The organism is Kribbella sp. NPDC051936 (genome assembly GCF_040680955.1).
In the GTDB taxonomy this organism is placed as follows: Bacteria; Actinomycetota; Actinomycetes; order Propionibacteriales; family Kribbellaceae; genus Kribbella.
In genome coordinates this window covers 545,894-564,649 of sequence record NZ_JBFAXS010000005.1, presented here as the reverse complement: position 1 = coordinate 564,649, position 18,756 = coordinate 545,894, and the positions used below count along the sequence as shown (strand labels likewise).

The window sequence follows — 18,756 nt, the reverse complement described above, 5'->3', positions numbered from 1 at the left end:
TCCCGTGCCGAGGCACGGGAGGCGTCAGAGCGGTGGATTCAGCGCCGGTGATTCAGGCGGTGATTCAGGCGGTGAAAGTGACGTCCAGGGTGATCGGGACGGCGGACAGCGCCTGCGAGACCGGGCAGTTCTTCTTCGCACCCTCGGCGAACTCCGCGAACTCGTCGGCGGTCAGCCCGGGCACGTTGCCGTTCACGGCCAGCTTGATCCCGGTGATGCCCTCACCCGGCTGGAAGGTCACGTCGGCCTGGGTGTCGAGCGACGCCGGCGGGTTGCCGGCCTGCGCCAGCGCGTGCGACAGCGCCATCGAGAAGCAGGTGGAGTGCGCGGCCGCGATCAGCTCCTCCGGGCTGGTCTTGCCGTTGGCGTCGTTCGCGCGGGAGGCCCAGGTGACGTCATAGGTGCCGACACCGGACGACTCCAAGGCGACCTGGCCGGCGCCCTCCATCAGCGAGCCTTCCCAGTGGGCCTTCGCCGTACGAGTGGTAGCCATGCTCGTGTTGTCTCCTTCTGGAAGATTCAGACAGTGGTTCAGCGGCCGGACACGTCGATCGCGCCCGGGTACTGCGGTTCGTCGGTGTTCACCATGCTGTGCGCGGCCATCACCATGTAGCGCCAGATCTCCTCGTCCCGCTCCGGGGACAGGGCGATCTCGTCGAGCGCGGCCCGCATGTGGCCGAGCCACCGGTCCCGCGCGCCCGGGGTGACGGCGAACGGGGCGTGCCGCATCCGCAGCCGGGGGTGCCCGCGCTGCTCGGAGTACGTCTTCGGGCCGCCCCAGTACTGCTCGAGGAACATCCGGAAGCGCACCTCGGCCGGACCGAGGTCCTCCTCCGGGTACATCGCCCGCAGTTCCGGATCGGCGGCAACCCCGCGGTAGAACGCTGCCACCAACCGGTGGAAGGTCTCCGCCCCACCGACGGCGTCGTAGAAGCTCTGCTGCTCAGTCATCTCGGACCTAGGGTATGTCGCCCGATCCCACGCCGTAGCGAGCAGGTGCTCGGCGGAGCGCCTCGGCGTGCTGGAGGGAAGGGCTCGATGTGGTTCCATCGTGCCCTTTCCTCCAGTGCGGCGAGGTGCCCGCCGAGCGCCGCGCCGTAGGCGTGGGATCGGGCGACATGCCCTCCTCTCAACTGGTCACAAGGTGTCGGAGGAGGGCTGCCTTTTCGGTGTCGCCGAGGGGCCGTTTGGCGTGGGTGGCGCCGTCCACGGCGACGATCACCGACTCCGCCTTGGCGTACACGTCCTCCGCGCCGGCGCTGCGGTCCACGATGCGGGAGCCGAGCGTGTACGACGACGTACCGACGGAGGCGATCCACACGTCCACGTCGTACGGCGGGTGCCGGAGCAGGATCGGGCGCAGGTAGTCCACCGTCTGGCTGACCAGCACGCACGGGTACTGCGCGAAGAAGTCGCCCGTCGTCTCCATCACCTGCCCGAGGAACGCGATCCGCGCCTCCTGCAGGTAGTCGAAGTACCGCACGTTGTTCACGTGGTCGTACGAGTCGATGTCGGACCACCGGACCAGGACCGGGTGTGTGTACATCAGGCGCCCACCAGCTTCTCCAGCGCGGTCCGCTCGACCGGGGTGATCCGGCGCAGGCGGTTCGCGGTGAAATCGAACGGGACCAGCTTGGTCCGCGCCTCGACGTACGTCCGGCGTTCCGGCTCGGCGTCGAGGATCTCGTAGTCGACCGTGAACGACGCGGCCCGGATCTCGCTGATCCAGAGCTCGATCCGCACCGGCTCGGGCCGGAAGTGCAACGGCGCGCGGTACTGCACCTCGTGCCGGGCCACCAGCAGGCCGGTCTCGAGGTTGTCGGCGCCGAGCTCCTTGGCGGTCCGGAACAGGAAGTCGACGCGGGCGTCCTGGAGGTAGTCCACGTACCGGCCGTTGTTCACATGGCCGAGCGCGTCCATGTCTCCCCAGCGCAACGGGCAGTCGTAGACGTGGCGGTTGTGATGATCCACACCACGATCATGTCATCCGGGGTACTTCCCGGGTGACTGACCGTGGGTAATGTCATCTCCGGCAGACCAGTGGACCGATTGGAGTGGTGGATGAGCGAGCAGCGGGTGGCGATCGTGACCGGGGCGGCCCGGGGAATCGGCGCGGCCGTCGCGCAGCGGCTCGCCGCGGACGGTCACGCCGTCGCGGTCGTCGACCTCGACGAGGGCGCCTGCGAGGCGACCGTGAAGGCCATCACCGAGGCCGGCGGCAGGGCGATCGGCGTCGGCGCCGACGTCAGCAAGGCCGACCAGGTCACGGCTGCCGTCGAGCGGGTGGCCGCGGAGCTCGGCGCGCCGACGATCCTGGTCAACAACGCCGGCGTCCTGCGGGACAACCTGCTGTTCAAGATGTCCGAGGACGACTGGGACACGGTCATGTCGGTGCACCTCAAGGGCAGCTTCCTGATGTCGAAGGCCTGCCAGGCGCACATGGTCGAGGCCAAGTACGGCCGGATGGTGTTCCTGTCCTCGACCTCGGCCCTCGGCAACCGCGGCCAGGCGAACTACGCGTCCGCGAAGGCCGGTCTGCAGGGCCTGGCGAAGACGCTCGCGATCGAGCTGGGCAAGTTCGGTGTCACGGCGAACGCTATCGCGCCGGGGTTCATCGAGACCGACATGACGGCCGCGACCGCGGCTCGCGTCGGCGTCGACTTCGAGGAGTTCAAGAAGGCGACCGCCGCGAGCATCCCGGTGCAACGCACCGGCAAGCCGGAGGACATCGCCGCCGCGGCGTCGTTCTTCTGCAGCGAGGAGGCCGGCTTCGTGTCCGGCCAGGTCCTGTACGTCGCCGGCGGACCGCGGAACTAGGAGGCAGGCGACATGCCGCAGACGTTCAACGGCGTCGACGAGGTGGTGCACGCGGTCGGCACAACGCTCGGTGAGAGCGCGTGGCTGGAGATCACCCAGGAGCAGGTGAACCAGTTCGCCGACGCGACCGGCGACCACCAGTGGATCCACGTCGACGTCGACCGCGCCGCCAAGGGCCCGTACGGCGGGACGATCGCGCACGGTTACCTGACGCTGAGCCTGATCGCCCGCTTCGGCGAGGAACTGTTCAAGGTCGACGGCGTGATCGCGAAACTCAACTACGGCGTCAACAAGGTCCGCTTCCCGGCCCCGGTCCCGGTCGGCACCCGGGTCCGCGCCGGCGCCTCGATCGCGAACGCCGTACAGACCCCCGCCGGCGTCCAGGTCTCCCTCAACTGGGTGATCGAGCTGGAAAACTCCACCAAGCCGGCCTGCGTCGCCGAAACGGTCGTCCTGCTCGTTCCTTAAAGCGGGCAGATCAGCACCGCGTGGGTCGCGATGCGGTGGTAGCCGAGCCATTCGTTGACGGCGATCATGGGGGCGTTGCCGTCGTAGTTGGCGGTGTAGGCGCCGTGCACTCCGGCCTCGGCGGCGCGGTGCAGGGCCGCGGCTTTGACCAGCTTGGCCAGGCCGCGGCCGCGGTACTCGGGCAGCGTCGATGTCATCTTCGACCAGATCATCGTGTGGTCGCCGAGCCCCAGCGTGAACGCGACCACGCGGCCCTCGTACACGGCGGCGACGCTCAGATCGAGCACCGTGTCCGGGTTGCGCCAGACGCCCGCCAGCCAGTCGTCGTACGGCCGGGTGGAGATCTTGGCGTCGCCCGGCTTGGTGCGCTGGGCAACCATGTCGGCCTCGTACAGCAGCCGCGGATCGACGGCGCCGGCCGACAGCAACTCCACGCCGCTCGGGATCTCGGGCAGCTCCGGCGCCTTCCGCGGATCGATGCCCGCGTAGTGCACCTGGCGCGTCTGCCGGTACCCGAACCGGGCCGCCCAGGCGACCGATCCCGGGTCCGCGAACACCCGCGCCGACGTCGCGCCGGCCGCCCTCAGGTTGGCATGCGTTGCCTCCAGCAGCCGCGTCCCGATCCCCCGCCGCCGGTACTCCGGCCGGACCAGCACCCGCAACTCCCCGTCCAGCGGGTCGGAACCGGCGATCAGGCCGTCCGTCGCCCAGCCCGCGAGCGTGGCATCGTCGCCGACGGCCGCGAACGTTCCCCGACCGGGTGCGTTCCCCGTGCCGGTCCGGCGGGCGAGCGCGCCCCGGGTGGTCGCCAGGTACGGCACCAGTGCGTCGTGCAGCGCGACCGCCGCGTCCACATCGCGTGGCTCAGCCGCCCTGATCTCCATCTGAAACTCCTTGGGCACTCCAACGACACCGAAGTTCCCCGGAATCTAGCGCCATTTCAGGTGCATACCGGAAGTGAACCCATTACAGCTCGGTCTCAGAGGGTTTTCAGCAGCCCCAGCTCGGTCTGCACCCGGCGGTACCCGAGCCAGTTGTTGACGGCAAGCATCGGGCCGTTCTCGTCGTCGTTGGACGTGTACGCCGAGGTGATCCCGGCGGCCGCCGCACGCCGGAGCGCGACCGACTTCACCAGCTTCGCCAGGCCGGTCCCGCGGTAGGCCGGAACCGTGCCGGTCATCCCCGACCACATCCGGTCCCCGGCCGTCTCGACGACGGTGAAGGCCGCCATCTCCTCGCCGGCCATCGCGCCGACGCTGAGCGACCTGTCCACGGAGGGGCTGTTCCAGACCTCCTCCAGCCACTGGTCGTAGTCGACCGAGTCCAGCGGCGAGTCGCTCGGCTCGTCCAGCGACGCGATCGTGTCGGCCGTGTACGCCGTCCGCGGATCCACGCTGTCCAGCGCCACCAGCTCGATCCCCGCCGGCGTCTCCGGCTGCTCGGGCAGATGCGCCGTCAGGTCGAGGCCGGCGAAGTGCATCTGCCGCGTCCCGTCGTACCCGAGGTTGCGCGCGAACTCGAGCCCGTCGGGCTGCACGAACGACCGGACCCGGACCGCGCCGACCTCGGTGAGGTGCTGGTGCAGGCGTTCGGCGAGCTCGCTGCCGATGCCCTGCTTGCGGTGGTCCGGATGCACGTAGATGCTGAGATGGGCCTGCCCCGGCTGACTGGTCCACACGTTGATCCCGGCCGAGGCCCACGCGACGATCTCACCCTCGCGGTCGGCGACCAACGGCAGGAACCGTTCCTTCGGCGACTGCACGGTGATCAGGTGCCGCGTCGCCGCGGCCGACATCACCTTGTACGGCGCGACGATCGCCCGGACCGTTGCCACCGCCTCGGCATCGTCTGCCACTGCCAGCCGTACCACCGCCCGAGTCGTCATGCCCGGACCCTAGCCAGCAGGCTGGAGAGCCGCCACGGATTAAGTGATGTGATCGCGCGCGTCCCGTGATTCGGATGTGCGCCGGACTCGTACTAGAGTGGCGCGGTGCTGTCGGACTGATCGCCCCGACCGCCGGAAGTGCCATCGTGGTTCCACGCGACGGGGTCACCGGCGGCGGGGCGTCCGGGCCTAGGCTTGAGCTCATGCAGATCCCCGACGGTGCGGCGGCCGCCCGGACGCTGGCCGGCCTGATGGTCTCCGACGCCCCGCGCCCCGAGTTCGCCGAGCCGTTCCGCCCGTTCGCGCCGCTGATCGGGAGCTGGGACCTCGACGTCGCCTGGTACGACGACAGCGGCGCCGTGATCCGGCAGACCACGGGGGAATGGCACTTCGCCTGGGCGCTCGACGGCCGCGCGGTCGCCGACATCTGGATCACTCCGAGCCGAGCAGCGCGGGCGACCGACGGTGACGGGGAGTGGGGACTGTCGATCCGGATCTACGATCCCGGACTGGAGGCGTTCCGCTCGACCTGGCTGGGTCCGAAGGCCGCGTTCGTGATGCCGTTCATCGCCCACGCGACCGCGGACACCATCACGCTCGAGGCGCAGAACGCGAGTACCCGCTGGCAGTTCACCGGCATCACCACGACGGGTTTCCACTGGCGCAACGAGGACATCGCTGCCGACGGCAACGTGATCCTGCGGCAGACGTTCGTGGCCACCCGTCAGCCGTAGGTCGCCACCGCCGCCTTCGCCAGCTCGAGCATCCGCGCCCTGATGCCGGCCGGCTCCAGCACCTCGACATCGCCGGCGAACCCCAGCAGTACGCCGCACGCGGCCTCGCGCACCCGGAAGTGCATCCGCAGGTGCGGCCATTCGTCGTCGGCCGGTACGTCGCGCGCCGCCTCCCCCGTGGCCAGCATCGGCGTGGCGATCCGCCGGACCATCTCGACCCGGTCCGGCCGCACCCGAACCAGCACGTCCGCCCCGACCGGCAGTTGCCGCTCGAGCCCTGAGCGCAACCGCTCCCACTCGGCGCGGACGTCCAGCCCTTCCGGCCGCTCCGCCGCCTCCTCGAGTACGTCGGCCTGCTCGACGCGGGACACCCGGTACATCCGCGCGGCGCCACGATGCGCAGCCACCAGGTACCACCTGCCGGCCTGCTCCACGAGCCCCCACGGATCGACGGTTCGTTGCTGAACGCCCTCACTCGCCGACGCGTAGCGCAGCCGCACCCGCCGGCGCGTGACGACGGCCTGCCGCAGTACCGGCAACGCGCCGGTGTCCTCGGTGTCGGCGAACCACCGCCGCCGGTCCACCACGATCGCGCCCGACAAGGCGTCCGCATCGCCCTGCAGCTCGGCCGGCAACGTCGCGGACAGCTTCCCCATCGCCGAGTGCAGCGCGTCCCGCAACCCGAGCTCTTCCGACAACGCCGCTCGCCCGGACCAGGCGAACAGCGCCTGCGCCTCGCGCGGTGTCAGCTCACTCACGTCGGCGCGGTACCCGGGCAGCAGCACGCAGCCCCCGTTGCGCCCACGCTCGGAGTACACCGGTACGCCGGCCGCCGACAACGCCTCCATGTCCCGCATGACAGTCCGCGTCGACACCTCGAGCCGCTCGGCCAGCTCCCGTGCGCTCAGCCTCTCGTGCCGCTGCAGCAACAGGATGATCTGCAACAACCGGTCCGCGCGCATGTTTCCAACAATATGGGACAGAAGATGTCGTATATACCCCTCGAAGCTGTCTTCATGACCAACGACCCACGCGCACTGTTCGTCCGTGCCCTCGACCAGACCCAGCAGCTCGTCGACACCACCAGTCCCGACGACCTTGACCTCCAGACCCCCTGCGACGAGTACGACGTCCGCACTCTCCTCGGCCACCTGCTCACGGTCGCGGCACGAATCGACCTGGCGCTGAACGGCGGCGACCCGCTGACCATCCCCGTCGTCACCACCGGAGTCGACGACGTCCCGGCCGCCTGGAAGGAACGCCGCATCGCGCTCGACGCCACCCTGGCCGACGACTCGATCCTCGGGCGGACCTGCAAGCTGCCCTGGGGCACTTTCCCCGGCGCAGCAGCCATCGGCGCGTACACGGGTGAGCTCGCCACCCACGCCTGGGACCTGGCCACGGCGACGGGCCGCCGTGACCAGCTCGACGAGGAGCTGGCGGCACAGGTGCTTCCGATGGTTCGGCAATACGTCCCGGCCGAGCAGCGCGGCGGGCACATCCCGTTCGGCCCGGTGGTACCGGTGGCCGCCGACGCGCCGCCGTACGACCAGCTGGCGGGCTGGCAGGGCCGCCGGCCCTAGGCGATCCCGCCGTTCAGCATCAGCCCGCCGTCGATGGTGATGGTCTGGCCGGTGATCCACGACGCCTCGTCGGACAGCAGGAACCACACCAGCGAGGCGACGTCCTCCGGCCGGCCCAGCCGTCCCAGCGGGTACGTCGACGCCACCTTGTCCTCACGGCCCTCGTAGAGCGCTCCGGCGAACTTGGTCTTCACCACCGCCGGGGCCACGGCGTTGACCCTGATCTCCGGAGCCAGCTCGACGGCCAGCTCCTGCGTGACCCGGGACACCATCGCCTTGGTCGCGCCGTACCAGCCGATGCCGGGTGACGGCCCCTGACCGGCCACCGAGGACAGGTTGACCACGGCCCCGCCGTGCGCGCGCATCCACGCGTCCCGGCAGGCCCGCACCCAGGCGATCGCGGCCAGCACGTTGGTGTCCACCATCTTGGCCGCGACCGCCTGGTCGACGTCCAGCAGCTTTCCGTAGATCGGGTTGATGCCGGCGTTGTTCACCAGCAGGTCCACCGAGCCGTACGTCGCCACCGCGGCGGCCACCACCTGCGACCGATGCTCCGGGTCGGCCGCCTTGCCGGCCACCGCGAGGGCGTGCTCCCGGCCGCCCAGGGCCTCGACCGCCTGGTCGAGGGTCTCCTGGGTGCGTCCGGTGATGACGACCCGCGCGCCGTCGGCCACCAGGCGCTGCGCGATCGCCAGCCCGATACCGCGTGAGGCTCCGGTGACGATCGCCGTCCGGCCGTCGAGGCTCATCAGCTGAGGCGCTCGAGCACGATCGCCATACCCTGCCCGCCGCCGACGCACATGGTCTCCAGGCCGAACTGCTTGTCCTCGAACTGCAGACCGTTGACCAGCGTGGTCATGATCCGCGCGCCGGTCGAGCCGAACGGGTGGCCGAGCGCGATCGCGCCGCCGTGCACGTTCAGCTTGTCCTCGTCGATCCCGAGCTCGCGCGCGGAGCCGATCACCTGGACCGCGAACGCCTCGTTGATCTCGACCAGGTCGATGTCGTTGATGCTCATCCCGGCCCGGGCCAGCGCCTGCTTCGAGGCCTCGACCGGCCCGAGGCCCATGATCTCCGGCGACAGACCGCTGACACCGGTCGACACGATCCGCGCCAGCGGCGTCAGGCCGAGTTCGCGTGCCTTGGTGTCGCTCATGATCACGACCGCCGCGGCGCCGTCGTTCAGCGGGCAGCAGTTCCCGGCCGTCACGGTGCCGTCGGGGCGGAACACCGGCTGCAGCTGGCTCACCTTCTCCAGCGTCGTCCCGGCCCGCGGGCCGTCGTCCTTGCTCACCACGGTCCCGTCCGGCAGCGTCACCGGCGTGATCTCGCGCTCGAAGAACCCGTTGTTGATCGCCTTCTCGGCCAGGTTCTGCGAGCGGACGCCGAAGACGTCCTGGTCCTCGCGGCTGATGCCACGCAGCGTCGCCACGTTCTCGGCGGTCTGGCCCATCGAGATGTAGATGTCCGGGATCTGCCCGTCCGCGCGCGGGTCGTGCCAGGTGTCGTTGGTCTCGGCGTACTTCTCGGTCCGCGCGACCGCGTCGGTGAAGAGCGGGTTGAACGAGCTCGGGTCGCCGACACCGGCGGAGCCGAAGTTCTTGTACCGCGAGACGCACTCGACGCCGGCGCTGACGAAGATGTCGCCCTCGCCGGCCTTGATCGCGTGGTAGGCCATCCGCGCGGTCTGCGTCGACGACGCGCAGAACCGGTTGACCGTGGTCGCCGGCGTGTTGTCCCAGCCGAGCTGCACCGCGACCCGGCGCGCCATGTTGCCGCCGTGCTCGTCGTGCGGCTCCGCGCACCCGAGCGCGAGGTCCTCGATCTGGTCACCGGTCAGCCCGGCCTTGCCGACCGCGGCCTGGATCATCTGTACGGCGAGGTCGTCCGGCCGGATCGTGGTCAGCGATCCCTTGTACGCACGGCCGATCGGCGACCGGGCCGTGGACACGATGACTGCTTCAGGCACAGCAATTCCCTTCTACAGGCCGAGGTCGCGGCCGATCAGCTCTTTCATGATTTCGTTGCTTCCGGCCCAGATCTTGGTGACGCGGGCGTCGCGCCAGGCGCGCGCGACCCGGTACTCGTTCATGTAGCCGTAGCCGCCGTGCAGCTGGACGCAGGCGTCCAGGATCTCGTTCTGCACGTGGGCGCTCCACCACTTCGTCTTCGCCGCGTCCACCGCGGACAGCCGGTCCTCGTCGTGCGCGACGATCGCGTTGTCGACGTACGACTGGGTGACCTCGGCCTTGGTGACCAGCTCGGCGATCAGGAACTTGTTGTACTGGAACGAGCCGACCGGCTGGCCGAACGCCTTGCGCTGCTTCACGTAGTCGATCGTCTCGGCGAGGATCTGGGTGGCGTGCGCGATGTTCGACACCGCGGCGCCGATCCGCTCCTGCGCCAGCCGCTCCATCATGTGGATGAACCCGCGGTCCAGCTCGCCGAGCACGTTGCCGTCACCGACGAACAGGTCCTCGAAGAACAGCTCCGACGTACCGGACTCGGTCTGGCCGACCTTGTCGAGCTTGCGGCCGCGGGCGAAGCCCTCCATACCCTCCTCGACCACAAACAGCGTGATGCCCTTCGCGCCCTTCTCCGGCGTCGTGCGGGCCGCGACGATCACCAGGTCGGCCATGTCGCCGTTCGTGATGAAGGTCTTCGAGCCGTTCAGCACCCAGCCGCCGTCGGCCTTCTTCGCGGTCGTCTTCAGCGCGGCCAGGTCCGAACCGCCGGACGGCTCGGTCATCCCGATCGCGGCGACGTACTCACCGGCACAGAACTTCGGCAGCCAGCGCTGCTTCTGCTCCTCGGTGCCGAGGTCCACGAAGTACGGCGCGGCGCAGTCGTAGTGGATGCCGAAGCAGCTCGACAGCGACGCGGAGACCTTCGACACCTCCTCGGCGAACACGGCGTTGAACCGGTAGTCGCCGACGCTCGAGCCGCCGTACTCCTCCGGCACGTCGAGCCCGAGGAAGCCCTGCTTCCCGGCCTCCAGCCAGGCGGCACGGTCGATCGTCTTCTCTTCGAGGAACTGCTCCATCCGCGGCACCAGCGAGCGGTCGCAGTACTCCTTGGCGCTGGCGCGGAACGCGTGGTGGTCCTCGCCGAAGATGACGCGCTCCATGGGGCCTCCCCGAGGATTTGAGACAAATGGCTAAGCGCTTGCTTAGCTTCACGCGTTCGGTGCAAGGTGTCAACGTGTCCGCAGTCACCGATCCCCTGGTGTGGGAGCACGTCCAGCCGGCCGCGGCGCGCCGGCTGCTGACCGGCGCCGTCGACGCCTTCGCCGAGCGCGGCTACCAGGCCACCACCACCCGCGACATCGCCTCGCGCGCCGGGATGAGCCCCGCCGCGCTGTACGTGCACTACCCGTCGAAGGAGCGCCTGCTCTTCGAGATCAGCCGCTACGGTCACAACGCGGCCCTCGACGTACTGCGCTCCGCCGACACCGGCTCCGCGCCCGCGGACCGGCTCCGCTCGCTGGTCGCGGCCTTCACCGCCTGGCACGCGGAGCATCACACGATCGCGCGCGTGGTCCAGTACGAGCTGGCCGCCCTGTCACCCGAGCACCTGGCCGAGGTCGCGACGATCCGCCGGGCGATCTCCGCCCAGATCGAGCAGGTTCTCGCCGACGGCGTCGCCGCGGGCGAGTTCACGGTGCCCGACCTGCCCGGCACCACCCTCGCCGTGCTCTCGCTGTCCATCGACGTCGCCCGGTGGTACACCCCGCACCGCGGCGACCCGGCCGCGCTCGGCAAGCTCTACGCGGACCTCGCCCATCGCATGGTCCAGGCATAGCAAAGACCCCGCGCCGAGCGGCGCGGGGTCTTTCGGTTTTGCCGGGGTCAGGCCTGCAGCGCGGCCTGGACGTCGAGGTGGATGTCCACCTTGTCACCGATCAGCAGCTTGCCGCCCTCGAGCGGCACGTTGAAGTCGATGCCCCACTCCTTGCGGCTGATCGACGCGGAGGCCTCGAAACCGATGATGGTCTGGCCGTAGGCGTTCTGGTCGACGCCGAGGAACTCGACGGCCAGCTCGATCGGCTTGGTGACGTCCTTGATGGTCAGCTCGCCGGCCAGGACGTAGTCGTCGCCCTCGGGCTTGATGGCGGTGCTGACGAAGGTCATCTTGGGGCTGTTCTCGGCGTCGAAGAAGTCGCCGGAGCGCAGGTGCCCGTCGCGCTGCTCGCTGCGGGTGTGCACCGACGCCAGCTCGATCGCGACGTTGGTCGTGGACTCCTCGATGGAGTCCTTGACGACGATCTCGCCGCTGAACTCCTGGAAGGTGCCGCGGACCTTGGTCATCAGGTGCCGGACGGTGAAGCCGACCTCGCTGTGCGCGGTGTCGAGGGCGTACGTGCCGGCGACCAGGCCGGGAATGCTGCTGGTCGCGGTGCCGGTGGTGGTGTCGCTCATGGGGTCCTCTCGGAAGGTGGTTCGTACTGGTCGGGGGCGACGCAGCCGTGGTAGTTAAAACTTCAACCGATGACTACGACAGTAGGCAGTAACGGTTTAAAAGTCAACTACATTCCCGCTACACTGTTCCCGTGACGATGGAGACTGAGATGGACCGGGGGACTCGGTGGCTCGACGCCGAGCAGCAGGTGGCGTGGCGTGCGTACCTGCTGGGCACCGCACGCCTGATGGCCAAACTCGACGAGGATCTGCGCCAGTTCGGCCTCGGAATCAACGACTACGAGATCCTGGTGCGGCTCTCCGAGGCGCCCGACCGGCGGCTCCGGATGGCCGACCTCGCCGACCGGCTGCACCAGAGCCGGTCCCGCCTGACGCACACCGTCGGCCGCCTGGAGGCCGCCGAGCTGGTCCGCCGCACGTCGTGCACGAGCGACAAGCGCGGCGTCTGGGCCGAGCTGACCGACGCCGGCTTCGCCCTGCTCGAGCAGGCCGCGCCGTTCCACGTGGAGGGCGTCCGGGAGAACCTGGTCAACCTCGCCAGCCCCGAGGACTTCGCCGCGGTCGGCCGGGTCTTCGACGCCGTCTCCGAGCACATCGGCCAACGCTGAAGCCGTCGGCTAAAGCGTTTGAGACCGGCCGTCCGCGTCGGGGAACCTTCTTCGCGTGACGGAACTCCCCCAGGACGGCCGGGCCGGTATCGACGCAGCGCTGGTACGGCGATTGATCGCACAGCAGTTCCCGCAGTGGGCCGGTCTCCCGGTGACGCCGGTCGAAGTCGACGGCTGGGACAACCGGACGTACCGGCTCGGCGCCGGGCTGACCGCCCGGCTGCCGACGCACGCTAGCTACGTGGCGGCCGTGGACAAGGAGCACACGTGGCTGCCGGTTCTCGGTCCACAGCTCCCGGTCGAGATCCCCGAGGCCGTCGCGAAGGGCGCGCCCGGCGAGGGCTACCCGCACCCGTGGGCGATCCGGCGCTGGATCGACGGCCGGACCGCGTCAGCGGACACCGTGACGGACCTGCCCGGTTTCGCTCGGTCGATCGCGGAGTTCATCCGCGCCTTGCAGGACGTCGACCCCACCGGCGGGCCGCTCGCCGGTGCGCACAGCTTCCATCGCGGCGGCCCCCCGGCGTACTACCACGACGAGACGATCGAGGCCCTCGCCGCATTGAAGGGCCGGATCGACACCGATCTCGCGCGTGAAGTGTGGGACGCGGCGCTGGCGACTTCCTGGGACCGGCCGCCGGTGTGGTTCCACGGCGACATCGCCAACGGCAACCTGCTGGTCCGCGACGGCCGGCTCTCCGCGGTCATCGACTTCGGTACGTCGGGAGTCGGCGACCCTGCGTGCGACCTGGTGATCGCCTACACCTTCTTCTCCGGCGCCTCCCGCGCCGCCTTCCGGGAGGCTGTCGACCAGGACGCCGGCACCTGGGCCCGGGCCCGCGGCTGGGCGCTCTGGAAGGCGCTCATCACCGAGGACCTGCGCGTCGTTGGCAACGTTTTGACCGACTATCTGGCGCAGACCGTTTAGCCGGGCGGCCACCGGCGTTACCTTCGGAAGATGTGGTGGTTTCTGGCCGCGTTGGGGGGCGGGAGTTTGGCACTCGCGGGCCGGTACTTCTGGGACCGGCGAGCCGCGCAGCGCGGTGACGCCGAGGAACTGGAGCAGATCCGCAAGCTTGCCGACGAGGACGTGACGCTGCTCGGCGAGGAGCTGCGGCGGCTGGACACGCAAGTGGAAGGGCATCCGCTCGACCCGGACGCGCGGGCGGACTACCAGGTCGCACTCGACGCGTACGAGGCGGCACAGCGGGCAGTCACGCGCATCCGGGCCGCCGACGGCATCAGCTCCGTCGCCGACACGCTGGCGACCGGTCGCTACGCGATCGTCTGCGTCCAGGCGCGGATGCGCGGCGAACCGGTGCCGGAGCGCCGGGTTCCGTGCTTCTTCAACCCGCAGCACGGTCCGTCGACGACCGACATCGTCTGGACCCAGCCGAAGTACGGCACCCGGACCGTACCGGCCTGTGCCCAGGATGCTGCCCGGATCGGCGAAGGTGACCAGCCGAAGGTTCGCTACGTCAAGTACGGCAGCCGCGAGGTCCCGTACTGGGAGGCGGGCGCAGCCGTGATGCCGTACGGCCAGGGGTACTTCGCGGCCACCGCCGGCATGAACTTCATCCCGTTCGCCGGCTTCGAGCCGAACCCCGGCAGGTCCTTTGGCTGGGGACATCTCGAAGGCCCCACCGGCCACGACTTCGGCGGCGAGGGCTGAGTCAGACGTACGCCGTGACGCCTTCGTACTCCCCCACCGGGGCGGCGCCGACCGCCTCGTACTCGAGCAGCATGAGTCCGCTCGGCGTCGCCTCCTGTGCCTGAAGTCTCAGCCCTGCCCCGTCACCCGGCTGCTCGAACAGCCGCCTTCCGGCGCCGAGCACAGTCGGCGCGACGACCAGCCGCACCAGGTCGACCAGCCCCGCCTTCAACAGCGCGTACCCGAGCCGTGCGCTGCCGTGGATCTGCAGCTCGCCGCCTGGCTGCCGCTTCAGCTCGCCGACGTCGTCGAGGCCGGTCAGCACCGTCGTCGGATGCCAGGTGCCCGCGGTGCGCGTGCTGGTCACGACGTACTTCGGTAGCGAGTTCATCCGCTCGGTGTACGGATCGTCGGGGTCGGTGACCTGCGGCCAGTCGCGCGCGAACGCGTCGTACGTGCGCCGCCCCAGGAGCAGCCCGCCGGCGCGTTCGAGCCATTCGGCCGTCCGGCGTACGAAGAGCTCGTCGATGTACGGCACGAGCCAGCCGCCGCGGGTGAAGCCGTCGGTCGTGTCCTCGGTCGGCGAGCCCGGCCCCTGGCTGACGCCGTCGAGCGTCACGAACTCCGTCAGTACGAGCTTCATCGCTCCACCAACTTCGCCAGCTGCTCGGTGACCGTTCCCCATCCGTCCGCGAACCCCATTTCCGCGTGCCGGCCGCGAGTCGCCGGGTCCCCGTGCCGGGCGATCATCCGGTACGCCGTACCGTCCGGGTGGTCGTCCAGGAGCACCTCGGCCGTCATCGCGATCGGCTGCGGATCCGCCGGGCGCCAGGTGCTGTCGATCGCGTTCGTGAAGGCGATCCGCTCGAGCTCGTCGGCCACCAGGACGACCGCCTCGAGATGCGGTACGAAGTCGCTGCCGTCCTCGCTGAGCCGCGTGACGATCGCCCCGCCCGGCCGCATCTCCAGCCGCTCGACCCGGCAGAGCGCCGGAGCCGGCACCCACCACTGCTCGAAGCGTCGCGGATCGGTCCAGGCCCGCCACAGGGCCTTGCGGGGCGCGCGGATCACCCGCTCCACCATCAGGTCCAGCTCCGGATCGAACCCTGTACGACTCACGATTCCTCCTCCTCGATGACGAAACGCTCCAGCCGGTCGGTGCGCTCCTCCCAGATCCGCCGCTGCTCGGCGAGCCAGCCGTCCACCAACTCCAGCCGCTCCCGGTTGAGCACGCACGTGCGCACCCGGCCGGTCTTCACGGTGCGGATCAGCCCGTTCGACTCGAGCGTCCGGACGTGCTTCATGAACGACGGCAACGTGATGGGGAACTCCGCCGCGAGCTCGCCCACGCTCGTCGGTCCCCGCCCCAGCCGCCGGATGACGCTGCGCCGCGTCGGATCGGCGAGCGCAACGAAGACACCGTCGACCTGCTCCGAATACTGTGCCATGAGGCTAAGTATTGCCGCGGCTCGATAGTTAGCGCAAGGGCTAAGTGTTGGAACGCGCGAAGGGCCCCGGCTCCTGATGCGGAGCGGGGCCCTTCGGGTCGGCCGATGCCTCTTCGGGCTGTTCGCGTTACTCGCGGGTGAGCTTGCGGTGGGTGACGCGGTGCGGCCGCGCCGCCTCCGGGCCGAGACGCTCGATCTTGTTCGCCTCGTAGGCCGCGAAGTTGCCCTCGAACCAGAACCAGTTGGCCGGGTCGTCGTCGCTGCCCTCCCAGGCCAGGATGTGCGTCGCCACCCGGTCCAGGAACCACCGGTCGTGGGACACGACCACCGCACAGCCCGGGAACTCCAGCAGGGCGTCCTCGAGCGACTGCAGGGTCTCGACGTCCAGGTCGTTGGTCGGCTCGTCGAGGAGCAGCAGGTTGCCGCCCATCTTCAGCGTCAGCGCCAGGTTCAGCCGGTTCCGCTCACCGCCGGACAGGACGCCGGTCGGCTTCTGCTGGTCCGGGCCCTTGAACCCGAACGAGGCGACGTACGCCCGGCTCGGCATCTCGAAGTTCGCGACCTTGATGAAGTCGAGCTCGTCGGACACCTGCTGCCAGACCGTCTTCTTCGGGTCCAGGCCGCCGCGCGACTGGTCGACGTACGAGATCTTCACGGTCTCGCCGAGCTTCAGCGAGCCCGCGTCCGGCTGCTCCTCGCCGACGATCATCCGGAACAGCGTCGACTTGCCGACGCCGTTCGGCCCGACGATACCGACGATGCCGGCCCGCGGGAGGCTGAAGCTCAGGCCGTCGATCAGCTTGCGGTCGCCGAAGCCCTTCTCCAGCTTGTTCACCTCGAGCACGGTGCTGCCCAGGCGTGGGCCCGGCGGGATGTTGATCTCGTCGATGTCGAGCTTGCGGTTCCGCTCGGCCTCGGCGGCGAGCTCCTCGTACCGCGCGAGCCGGGCCTTGCTCTTGGTCTGCCGGGCCTTCGCGTTCGACCGGACCCACTCGAGCTCGCGCTCCAGGATCTTCTGCCGCTTGGCGTCCTTCTGACCCTCGACGACGAGGCGCTGCTTCTTGGTCTCCAGGTACTTCGAGTAGTTCCCCTCGTACCCGTACGTGCGGCCGCGGTCGAGCTCGAGGATCCACTCGGCGACGTTGTCCAGGAAGTACCGGTCGTGGGTGATCGCCATGACGGCGCCCGGATACTTCTGCAGGTGCTGCTCGAGCCACAGCACGGACTCGGCGTCCAGGTGGTTGGTGGGCTCGTCGAGCAGCAGCAGGTCCGGCTGCTGCAGCAGCAGCTTGCAGAGCGCGACCCGGCGGCGCTCACCACCTGACAGCTTGTCGACGATCGCATCCGGCGGCGGGCAGCGCAGCGCGTCCATCGCCTGCTCCAGCTGCGCGTCGATGTCCCAGGCGTTGCGGTGGTCGAGCTCCGTCTGCAGGTCGCCCATCTCGGCGAGCAGCGTGTCGTAGTCAGCGTCCGGATCGGCCAGCTCGGCGGAGATCTCGTTGAAGCGGTCCAGCTTCTGCTTGGTGTCGCCGACCCCTTCCTGGACGTTCTCCAGCACGGTCTTGCCCTCGGTCAACGGCGGCTCCTGCAGCAGGATCCCGACCGTCGCGTCCTCGGCCAGCCGAGCCTCACCGTTGGAGGGCTGGTCGAGCCCCGCCATGATCTTGAACAGCGAGGACTTACCGGTGCCGTTCGGCCCGACCACGCCGATCTTCGCCCCGGTCAGGAAGTTCAGCGTCACATTGTCGAGAACGACCTTGTCGCCGTGCGCCTTCCGGACGTTGCGAAGCGTGTAGATGAATTCCGCCATACCCCAGAGCCTATGTCATCCACAGGCTCCGACTTTCCCCGCCCGACCCGGCCCCGATCGGTGCATCTTCTCCGTCGACAGAACTCTTCACGGAAGGCGATCCCATGAGCCTCAACGAAACCTATGTGACAGTCTTCGGCCGCGTCGGCAGCGATCCTGACCTCAAGGAGCGCGGCCACTCCCCCCACCTGTCGTTCCGGCTCGCATCCACCCCGAGACAGTTCGACAAGAACCTCGGCTACTTCATCGACAAGACCACCACCTGGTTCCAGGTCGAGTGCTGGCGCCAACTGGCGCAGAACACCGCCGACTCGGTGCAGCTGGGCCAACCGGTCATCGTCGCCGGCAAACTCCGCACCCACGAGTGGAAGGACGACAACGGTGAGCCTCGCAGCCGCCTGGTCCTGGAAGCCTTCGCCATCGGCCACGACCTGAACCGAGGCACCACCAGCTACACCAAATCCGCGCCCCGCTCGGAAGCCTCCACGCCTGAAGTCACCGCCACCCCGTTCCCCGCCGACGAATACTCCACCGCCTCGCTCCCGCTGGCAGCGGACGCCGCATGAGCTCGACGACTCGCAGCGCCCTCGCAGCGAAGGTCAGCGACGCCGCCGAACCCCATAGGTCAGTGTTGACTTATATAAGTGAATCCCGGCATTGTGGTGCTCTCCAGACATCCTTAGGAGAGGGAACCACCCGTGATCGACATCCTCGAGCACATCAACGCGGTCCAGCGCGAGGTCAGCCGCACCGGGGAGACCGTGACGGTGCTGATGCGCCGTTCCTACCGGGCCGAGCCGGCCGAGGTGTGGGACGCCCTGACGGATCCGGAGCGGATGCGGCGCTGGTTCATGCCGGTCAGCGGCGACCTGAAGGTCGGCGGCTCGTTCCAGCTGGAGGGCAACGCCGGCGGCGACATCCTGGAGTGCGATCCGCCGAAGAGGTTCAAGGTGACCTTCGGCGGCCCGACCAGCCTGCTGGAGCTCCGGCTGCTGCCCGGCGCGGACTCCTCCACGGAGCTCGAGCTGGAGCACTCGATGGGCGAGGCCCCGGCGCCCGGCGGCTCCGGCGCGCTCTGGGTCGGGCCGGGCTGGGACGGCGGCCTGCTCGGCCTCGCCCTCTACGTCACCGGCGAGCTCCCGGCCGACGCCGACCCGGTCGAGATGGCCAACTCTCCCGAGGTCGTCGACTACAACGAGCAGTCCGTCCGCGCCTGGATCGAGGCGATCCGGACGTCCGGCACCACGGCCGAGGAGGATCTCCTCAACGCCGCCAAGATCTCCCTGTCGCAGTACGCGCCAGACGCCGAGCTCTGATCGCCCTCGCCGCCGCGC

At 69.4% G+C, this 18,756-nt stretch carries 25 protein-coding genes; 10 read left to right on the top strand and 15 right to left on the bottom strand.

What is annotated here, in order from left to right; translation table 11 throughout:
• Window positions 1-64 precede the first annotated feature (64 nt).
• From AB0L64_RS20400 to AB0L64_RS20385, 4 genes are all read right to left on the bottom strand, one after another.
• Window positions 65-493 (bottom strand): OsmC family protein, encoded by a 429-nt coding sequence (locus AB0L64_RS20400; protein WP_363712142.1) that lies wholly within the window; start codon window positions 491-493, stop codon window positions 65-67.
• Between the two features lie 38 nt (window positions 494-531).
• Window positions 532-951, bottom strand: coding sequence for a globin (locus tag AB0L64_RS20395; protein ID WP_359938123.1), 420 nt, complete (start codon window positions 949-951; stop codon window positions 532-534).
• A 178-nt stretch (window positions 952-1,129) separates the two neighbouring features.
• Window positions 1,130-1,546 (bottom strand): acyl-CoA thioesterase, encoded by a 417-nt coding sequence (locus tag AB0L64_RS20390; RefSeq protein WP_363712139.1) that lies wholly within the window; start codon window positions 1,544-1,546, stop codon window positions 1,130-1,132.
• Window positions 1,546-1,971 carry a thioesterase family protein gene (locus AB0L64_RS20385; protein WP_363712137.1) on the bottom strand — a complete coding sequence of 142 codons (426 nt, stop codon included), beginning with the start codon at window positions 1,969-1,971 and terminating at the stop codon, window positions 1,546-1,548. The genes AB0L64_RS20390 and AB0L64_RS20385 overlap by 1 nt, the downstream gene beginning before the upstream one ends.
• A gap of 90 nt (window positions 1,972-2,061) precedes the next feature.
• Between AB0L64_RS20385 and AB0L64_RS20380 the strand changes: the two genes are divergently transcribed.
• Together AB0L64_RS20380 and AB0L64_RS20375 are read left to right on the top strand one after the other, a co-directional pair.
• Window positions 2,062-2,817, top strand: coding sequence for an SDR family oxidoreductase (locus tag AB0L64_RS20380; RefSeq protein WP_363712135.1), 756 nt, complete (start codon window positions 2,062-2,064; stop codon window positions 2,815-2,817).
• A 12-nt stretch (window positions 2,818-2,829) separates the two neighbouring features.
• Window positions 2,830-3,285 carry a MaoC family dehydratase gene (locus AB0L64_RS20375; protein WP_363712133.1) on the top strand — a complete coding sequence of 152 codons (456 nt, stop codon included), beginning with the start codon at window positions 2,830-2,832 and terminating at the stop codon, window positions 3,283-3,285.
• On the opposite strand, the gene AB0L64_RS20370 is transcribed toward AB0L64_RS20375, so the two are convergent.
• Both AB0L64_RS20370 and AB0L64_RS20365 read right to left on the bottom strand, forming a co-directional pair.
• Window positions 3,282-4,169: a GNAT family N-acetyltransferase gene (locus AB0L64_RS20370; RefSeq protein ID WP_363712131.1), complete on the bottom strand. Its 888-nt coding sequence runs from the start codon at window positions 4,167-4,169 to the stop codon at window positions 3,282-3,284. The genes AB0L64_RS20375 and AB0L64_RS20370 overlap by 4 nt on opposite strands.
• Window positions 4,170-4,264: 95 nt before the next feature.
• Window positions 4,265-5,170: a GNAT family N-acetyltransferase gene (locus AB0L64_RS20365; protein ID WP_363712130.1), complete on the bottom strand. Its 906-nt coding sequence runs from the start codon at window positions 5,168-5,170 to the stop codon at window positions 4,265-4,267.
• Window positions 5,171-5,373: 203 nt separating this feature from the next.
• On the opposite strand from AB0L64_RS20365, the gene AB0L64_RS20360 reads away from it, so the two are divergent.
• Window positions 5,374-5,904: a hypothetical protein gene (locus AB0L64_RS20360; RefSeq protein ID WP_363712128.1), complete on the top strand. Its 531-nt coding sequence runs from the start codon at window positions 5,374-5,376 to the stop codon at window positions 5,902-5,904.
• On the opposite strand, the gene AB0L64_RS20355 is transcribed toward AB0L64_RS20360, so the two are convergent.
• Complete coding sequence (locus AB0L64_RS20355) at window positions 5,895-6,866, bottom strand: WYL domain-containing protein (protein ID WP_363712126.1); 972 nt, start codon at window positions 6,864-6,866, stop codon at window positions 5,895-5,897. The genes AB0L64_RS20360 and AB0L64_RS20355 overlap by 10 nt on opposite strands.
• Before the next feature lie 54 nt (window positions 6,867-6,920).
• On the opposite strand from AB0L64_RS20355, the gene AB0L64_RS20350 reads away from it, so the two are divergent.
• On the top strand, window positions 6,921-7,487 hold the full coding sequence (locus AB0L64_RS20350) for a TIGR03086 family metal-binding protein (protein ID WP_363712124.1): 567 nt from the start codon (window positions 6,921-6,923) through the stop codon (window positions 7,485-7,487).
• Here the strand turns inward: AB0L64_RS20350 and AB0L64_RS20345 are convergent.
• Genes AB0L64_RS20345 through AB0L64_RS20335 form a run of 3 tightly spaced genes read right to left on the bottom strand, consistent with a single transcriptional unit; the run spans window position 7,484 to window position 10,614 of the window.
• Window positions 7,484-8,236, bottom strand: a complete 753-nt coding sequence (locus AB0L64_RS20345) for an SDR family oxidoreductase (RefSeq protein ID WP_359938155.1) — start codon at window positions 8,234-8,236, stop codon at window positions 7,484-7,486. The genes AB0L64_RS20350 and AB0L64_RS20345 overlap by 4 nt on opposite strands.
• The gene (locus tag AB0L64_RS20340; RefSeq protein ID WP_363712122.1) at window positions 8,236-9,456 is read right to left on the bottom strand and encodes an acetyl-CoA C-acetyltransferase; all 1,221 of its coding nucleotides are present in this window, start codon (window positions 9,454-9,456) and stop codon (window positions 8,236-8,238) included. The genes AB0L64_RS20345 and AB0L64_RS20340 overlap by 1 nt, the downstream gene beginning before the upstream one ends.
• Before the next feature lie 12 nt (window positions 9,457-9,468).
• A complete protein-coding gene (locus tag AB0L64_RS20335) occupies window positions 9,469-10,614 on the bottom strand; it encodes an acyl-CoA dehydrogenase family protein (protein ID WP_359938161.1) in 1,146 nt (381 codons plus the stop codon).
• 74 nt (window positions 10,615-10,688) lie between these two features.
• Here AB0L64_RS20335 and AB0L64_RS20330 point away from each other — a divergent pair, with 74 nt between their 5' ends.
• On the top strand, window positions 10,689-11,288 hold the full coding sequence (locus AB0L64_RS20330) for a TetR/AcrR family transcriptional regulator (RefSeq protein ID WP_363712120.1): 600 nt from the start codon (window positions 10,689-10,691) through the stop codon (window positions 11,286-11,288).
• A 47-nt stretch (window positions 11,289-11,335) separates the two neighbouring features.
• On the opposite strand, the gene AB0L64_RS20325 is transcribed toward AB0L64_RS20330, so the two are convergent.
• Window positions 11,336-11,905, bottom strand: coding sequence for a YceI family protein (locus AB0L64_RS20325; protein WP_359939332.1), 570 nt, complete (start codon window positions 11,903-11,905; stop codon window positions 11,336-11,338).
• A gap of 149 nt (window positions 11,906-12,054) precedes the next feature.
• Here AB0L64_RS20325 and AB0L64_RS20320 point away from each other — a divergent pair, with 149 nt between their 5' ends.
• From AB0L64_RS20320 to AB0L64_RS20310, 3 genes are read left to right on the top strand one after another with little or no spacing between them, the layout of a single operon-like run.
• The gene (locus AB0L64_RS20320) at window positions 12,055-12,513 is read left to right on the top strand and encodes a MarR family transcriptional regulator (protein ID WP_363712376.1); all 459 of its coding nucleotides are present in this window, start codon (window positions 12,055-12,057) and stop codon (window positions 12,511-12,513) included.
• A gap of 55 nt (window positions 12,514-12,568) precedes the next feature.
• Window positions 12,569-13,441, top strand: a complete 873-nt coding sequence (locus AB0L64_RS20315; protein ID WP_363712117.1) for an aminoglycoside phosphotransferase family protein — start codon at window positions 12,569-12,571, stop codon at window positions 13,439-13,441.
• A 30-nt stretch (window positions 13,442-13,471) separates the two neighbouring features.
• Entirely contained in the window at window positions 13,472-14,185 is a 714-nt protein-coding gene (locus tag AB0L64_RS20310; protein WP_363712116.1) for a hypothetical protein, read from the top strand.
• Window position 14,186: 1 nt separating this feature from the next.
• Here AB0L64_RS20310 and AB0L64_RS20305 read toward each other — a convergent pair whose 3' ends face one another.
• From AB0L64_RS20305 to ettA, 4 genes are all read right to left on the bottom strand, one after another.
• Complete coding sequence (locus tag AB0L64_RS20305; RefSeq protein WP_363712114.1) at window positions 14,187-14,807, bottom strand: dihydrofolate reductase family protein; 621 nt, start codon at window positions 14,805-14,807, stop codon at window positions 14,187-14,189.
• Window positions 14,804-15,283: an SRPBCC domain-containing protein gene (locus AB0L64_RS20300; protein ID WP_363712112.1), complete on the bottom strand. Its 480-nt coding sequence runs from the start codon at window positions 15,281-15,283 to the stop codon at window positions 14,804-14,806. The genes AB0L64_RS20305 and AB0L64_RS20300 overlap by 4 nt, the downstream gene beginning before the upstream one ends.
• Complete coding sequence (locus AB0L64_RS20295; protein WP_359939317.1) at window positions 15,280-15,612, bottom strand: metalloregulator ArsR/SmtB family transcription factor; 333 nt, start codon at window positions 15,610-15,612, stop codon at window positions 15,280-15,282. Before AB0L64_RS20295 ends, AB0L64_RS20300 begins: the two co-directional genes overlap by 4 nt.
• A gap of 127 nt (window positions 15,613-15,739) precedes the next feature.
• Window positions 15,740-17,422, bottom strand: a complete 1,683-nt coding sequence (gene ettA, locus AB0L64_RS20290) for an energy-dependent translational throttle protein EttA (protein WP_363712110.1) — start codon at window positions 17,420-17,422, stop codon at window positions 15,740-15,742.
• A gap of 104 nt (window positions 17,423-17,526) precedes the next feature.
• On the opposite strand from ettA, the gene AB0L64_RS20285 reads away from it, so the two are divergent.
• Window positions 17,527-17,988, top strand: a complete 462-nt coding sequence (locus tag AB0L64_RS20285; RefSeq protein WP_363712108.1) for a single-stranded DNA-binding protein — start codon at window positions 17,527-17,529, stop codon at window positions 17,986-17,988.
• Between the two features lie 132 nt (window positions 17,989-18,120).
• Entirely contained in the window at window positions 18,121-18,738 is a 618-nt protein-coding gene (locus AB0L64_RS20280; RefSeq protein WP_363712106.1) for an SRPBCC family protein, read from the top strand.
• Window positions 18,739-18,756: the final 18 nt, after the last annotated feature.

Excerpts from the sequence above, each read along its gene's own strand:
- AB0L64_RS20400 (WP_363712142.1), bottom strand. The coding sequence starts at position 493 with ATGGCTACCACTCGTACGGCGAAGGCCCACTGGGAAGGCTCGCTGATG.
- AB0L64_RS20395 (WP_359938123.1), bottom strand. The coding sequence starts at position 951 with ATGACTGAGCAGCAGAGCTTCTACGACGCCGTCGGTGGGGCGGAGACC.
- AB0L64_RS20390 (WP_363712139.1), bottom strand. The coding sequence starts at position 1,546 with ATGTACACACACCCGGTCCTGGTCCGGTGGTCCGACATCGACTCGTAC.
- AB0L64_RS20380 (WP_363712135.1), top strand. The coding sequence starts at position 2,062 with ATGAGCGAGCAGCGGGTGGCGATCGTGACCGGGGCGGCCCGGGGAATC.
- AB0L64_RS20375 (WP_363712133.1), top strand. The coding sequence starts at position 2,830 with ATGCCGCAGACGTTCAACGGCGTCGACGAGGTGGTGCACGCGGTCGGC.
- AB0L64_RS20370 (WP_363712131.1), bottom strand. The coding sequence starts at position 4,169 with ATGGAGATCAGGGCGGCTGAGCCACGCGATGTGGACGCGGCGGTCGCG.
- AB0L64_RS20365 (WP_363712130.1), bottom strand. The coding sequence starts at position 5,170 with ATGACGACTCGGGCGGTGGTACGGCTGGCAGTGGCAGACGATGCCGAG.
- AB0L64_RS20360 (WP_363712128.1), top strand. The coding sequence starts at position 5,374 with ATGCAGATCCCCGACGGTGCGGCGGCCGCCCGGACGCTGGCCGGCCTG.
- AB0L64_RS20355 (WP_363712126.1), bottom strand. The coding sequence starts at position 6,866 with ATGCGCGCGGACCGGTTGTTGCAGATCATCCTGTTGCTGCAGCGGCAC.
- AB0L64_RS20350 (WP_363712124.1), top strand. The coding sequence starts at position 6,921 with ATGACCAACGACCCACGCGCACTGTTCGTCCGTGCCCTCGACCAGACC.
- AB0L64_RS20345 (WP_359938155.1), bottom strand. The coding sequence starts at position 8,236 with ATGAGCCTCGACGGCCGGACGGCGATCGTCACCGGAGCCTCACGCGGT.
- AB0L64_RS20335 (WP_359938161.1), bottom strand. The coding sequence starts at position 10,614 with ATGGAGCGCGTCATCTTCGGCGAGGACCACCACGCGTTCCGCGCCAGC.
- AB0L64_RS20325 (WP_359939332.1), bottom strand. The coding sequence starts at position 11,905 with ATGAGCGACACCACCACCGGCACCGCGACCAGCAGCATTCCCGGCCTG.
- AB0L64_RS20320 (WP_363712376.1), top strand. The coding sequence starts at position 12,055 with ATGGACCGGGGGACTCGGTGGCTCGACGCCGAGCAGCAGGTGGCGTGG.
- AB0L64_RS20310 (WP_363712116.1), top strand. The coding sequence starts at position 13,472 with ATGTGGTGGTTTCTGGCCGCGTTGGGGGGCGGGAGTTTGGCACTCGCG.
- AB0L64_RS20305 (WP_363712114.1), bottom strand. The coding sequence starts at position 14,807 with ATGAAGCTCGTACTGACGGAGTTCGTGACGCTCGACGGCGTCAGCCAG.
- AB0L64_RS20295 (WP_359939317.1), bottom strand. The coding sequence starts at position 15,612 with ATGGCACAGTATTCGGAGCAGGTCGACGGTGTCTTCGTTGCGCTCGCC.
- ettA (WP_363712110.1), bottom strand. The coding sequence starts at position 17,422 with ATGGCGGAATTCATCTACACGCTTCGCAACGTCCGGAAGGCGCACGGC.
- AB0L64_RS20285 (WP_363712108.1), top strand. The coding sequence starts at position 17,527 with ATGAGCCTCAACGAAACCTATGTGACAGTCTTCGGCCGCGTCGGCAGC.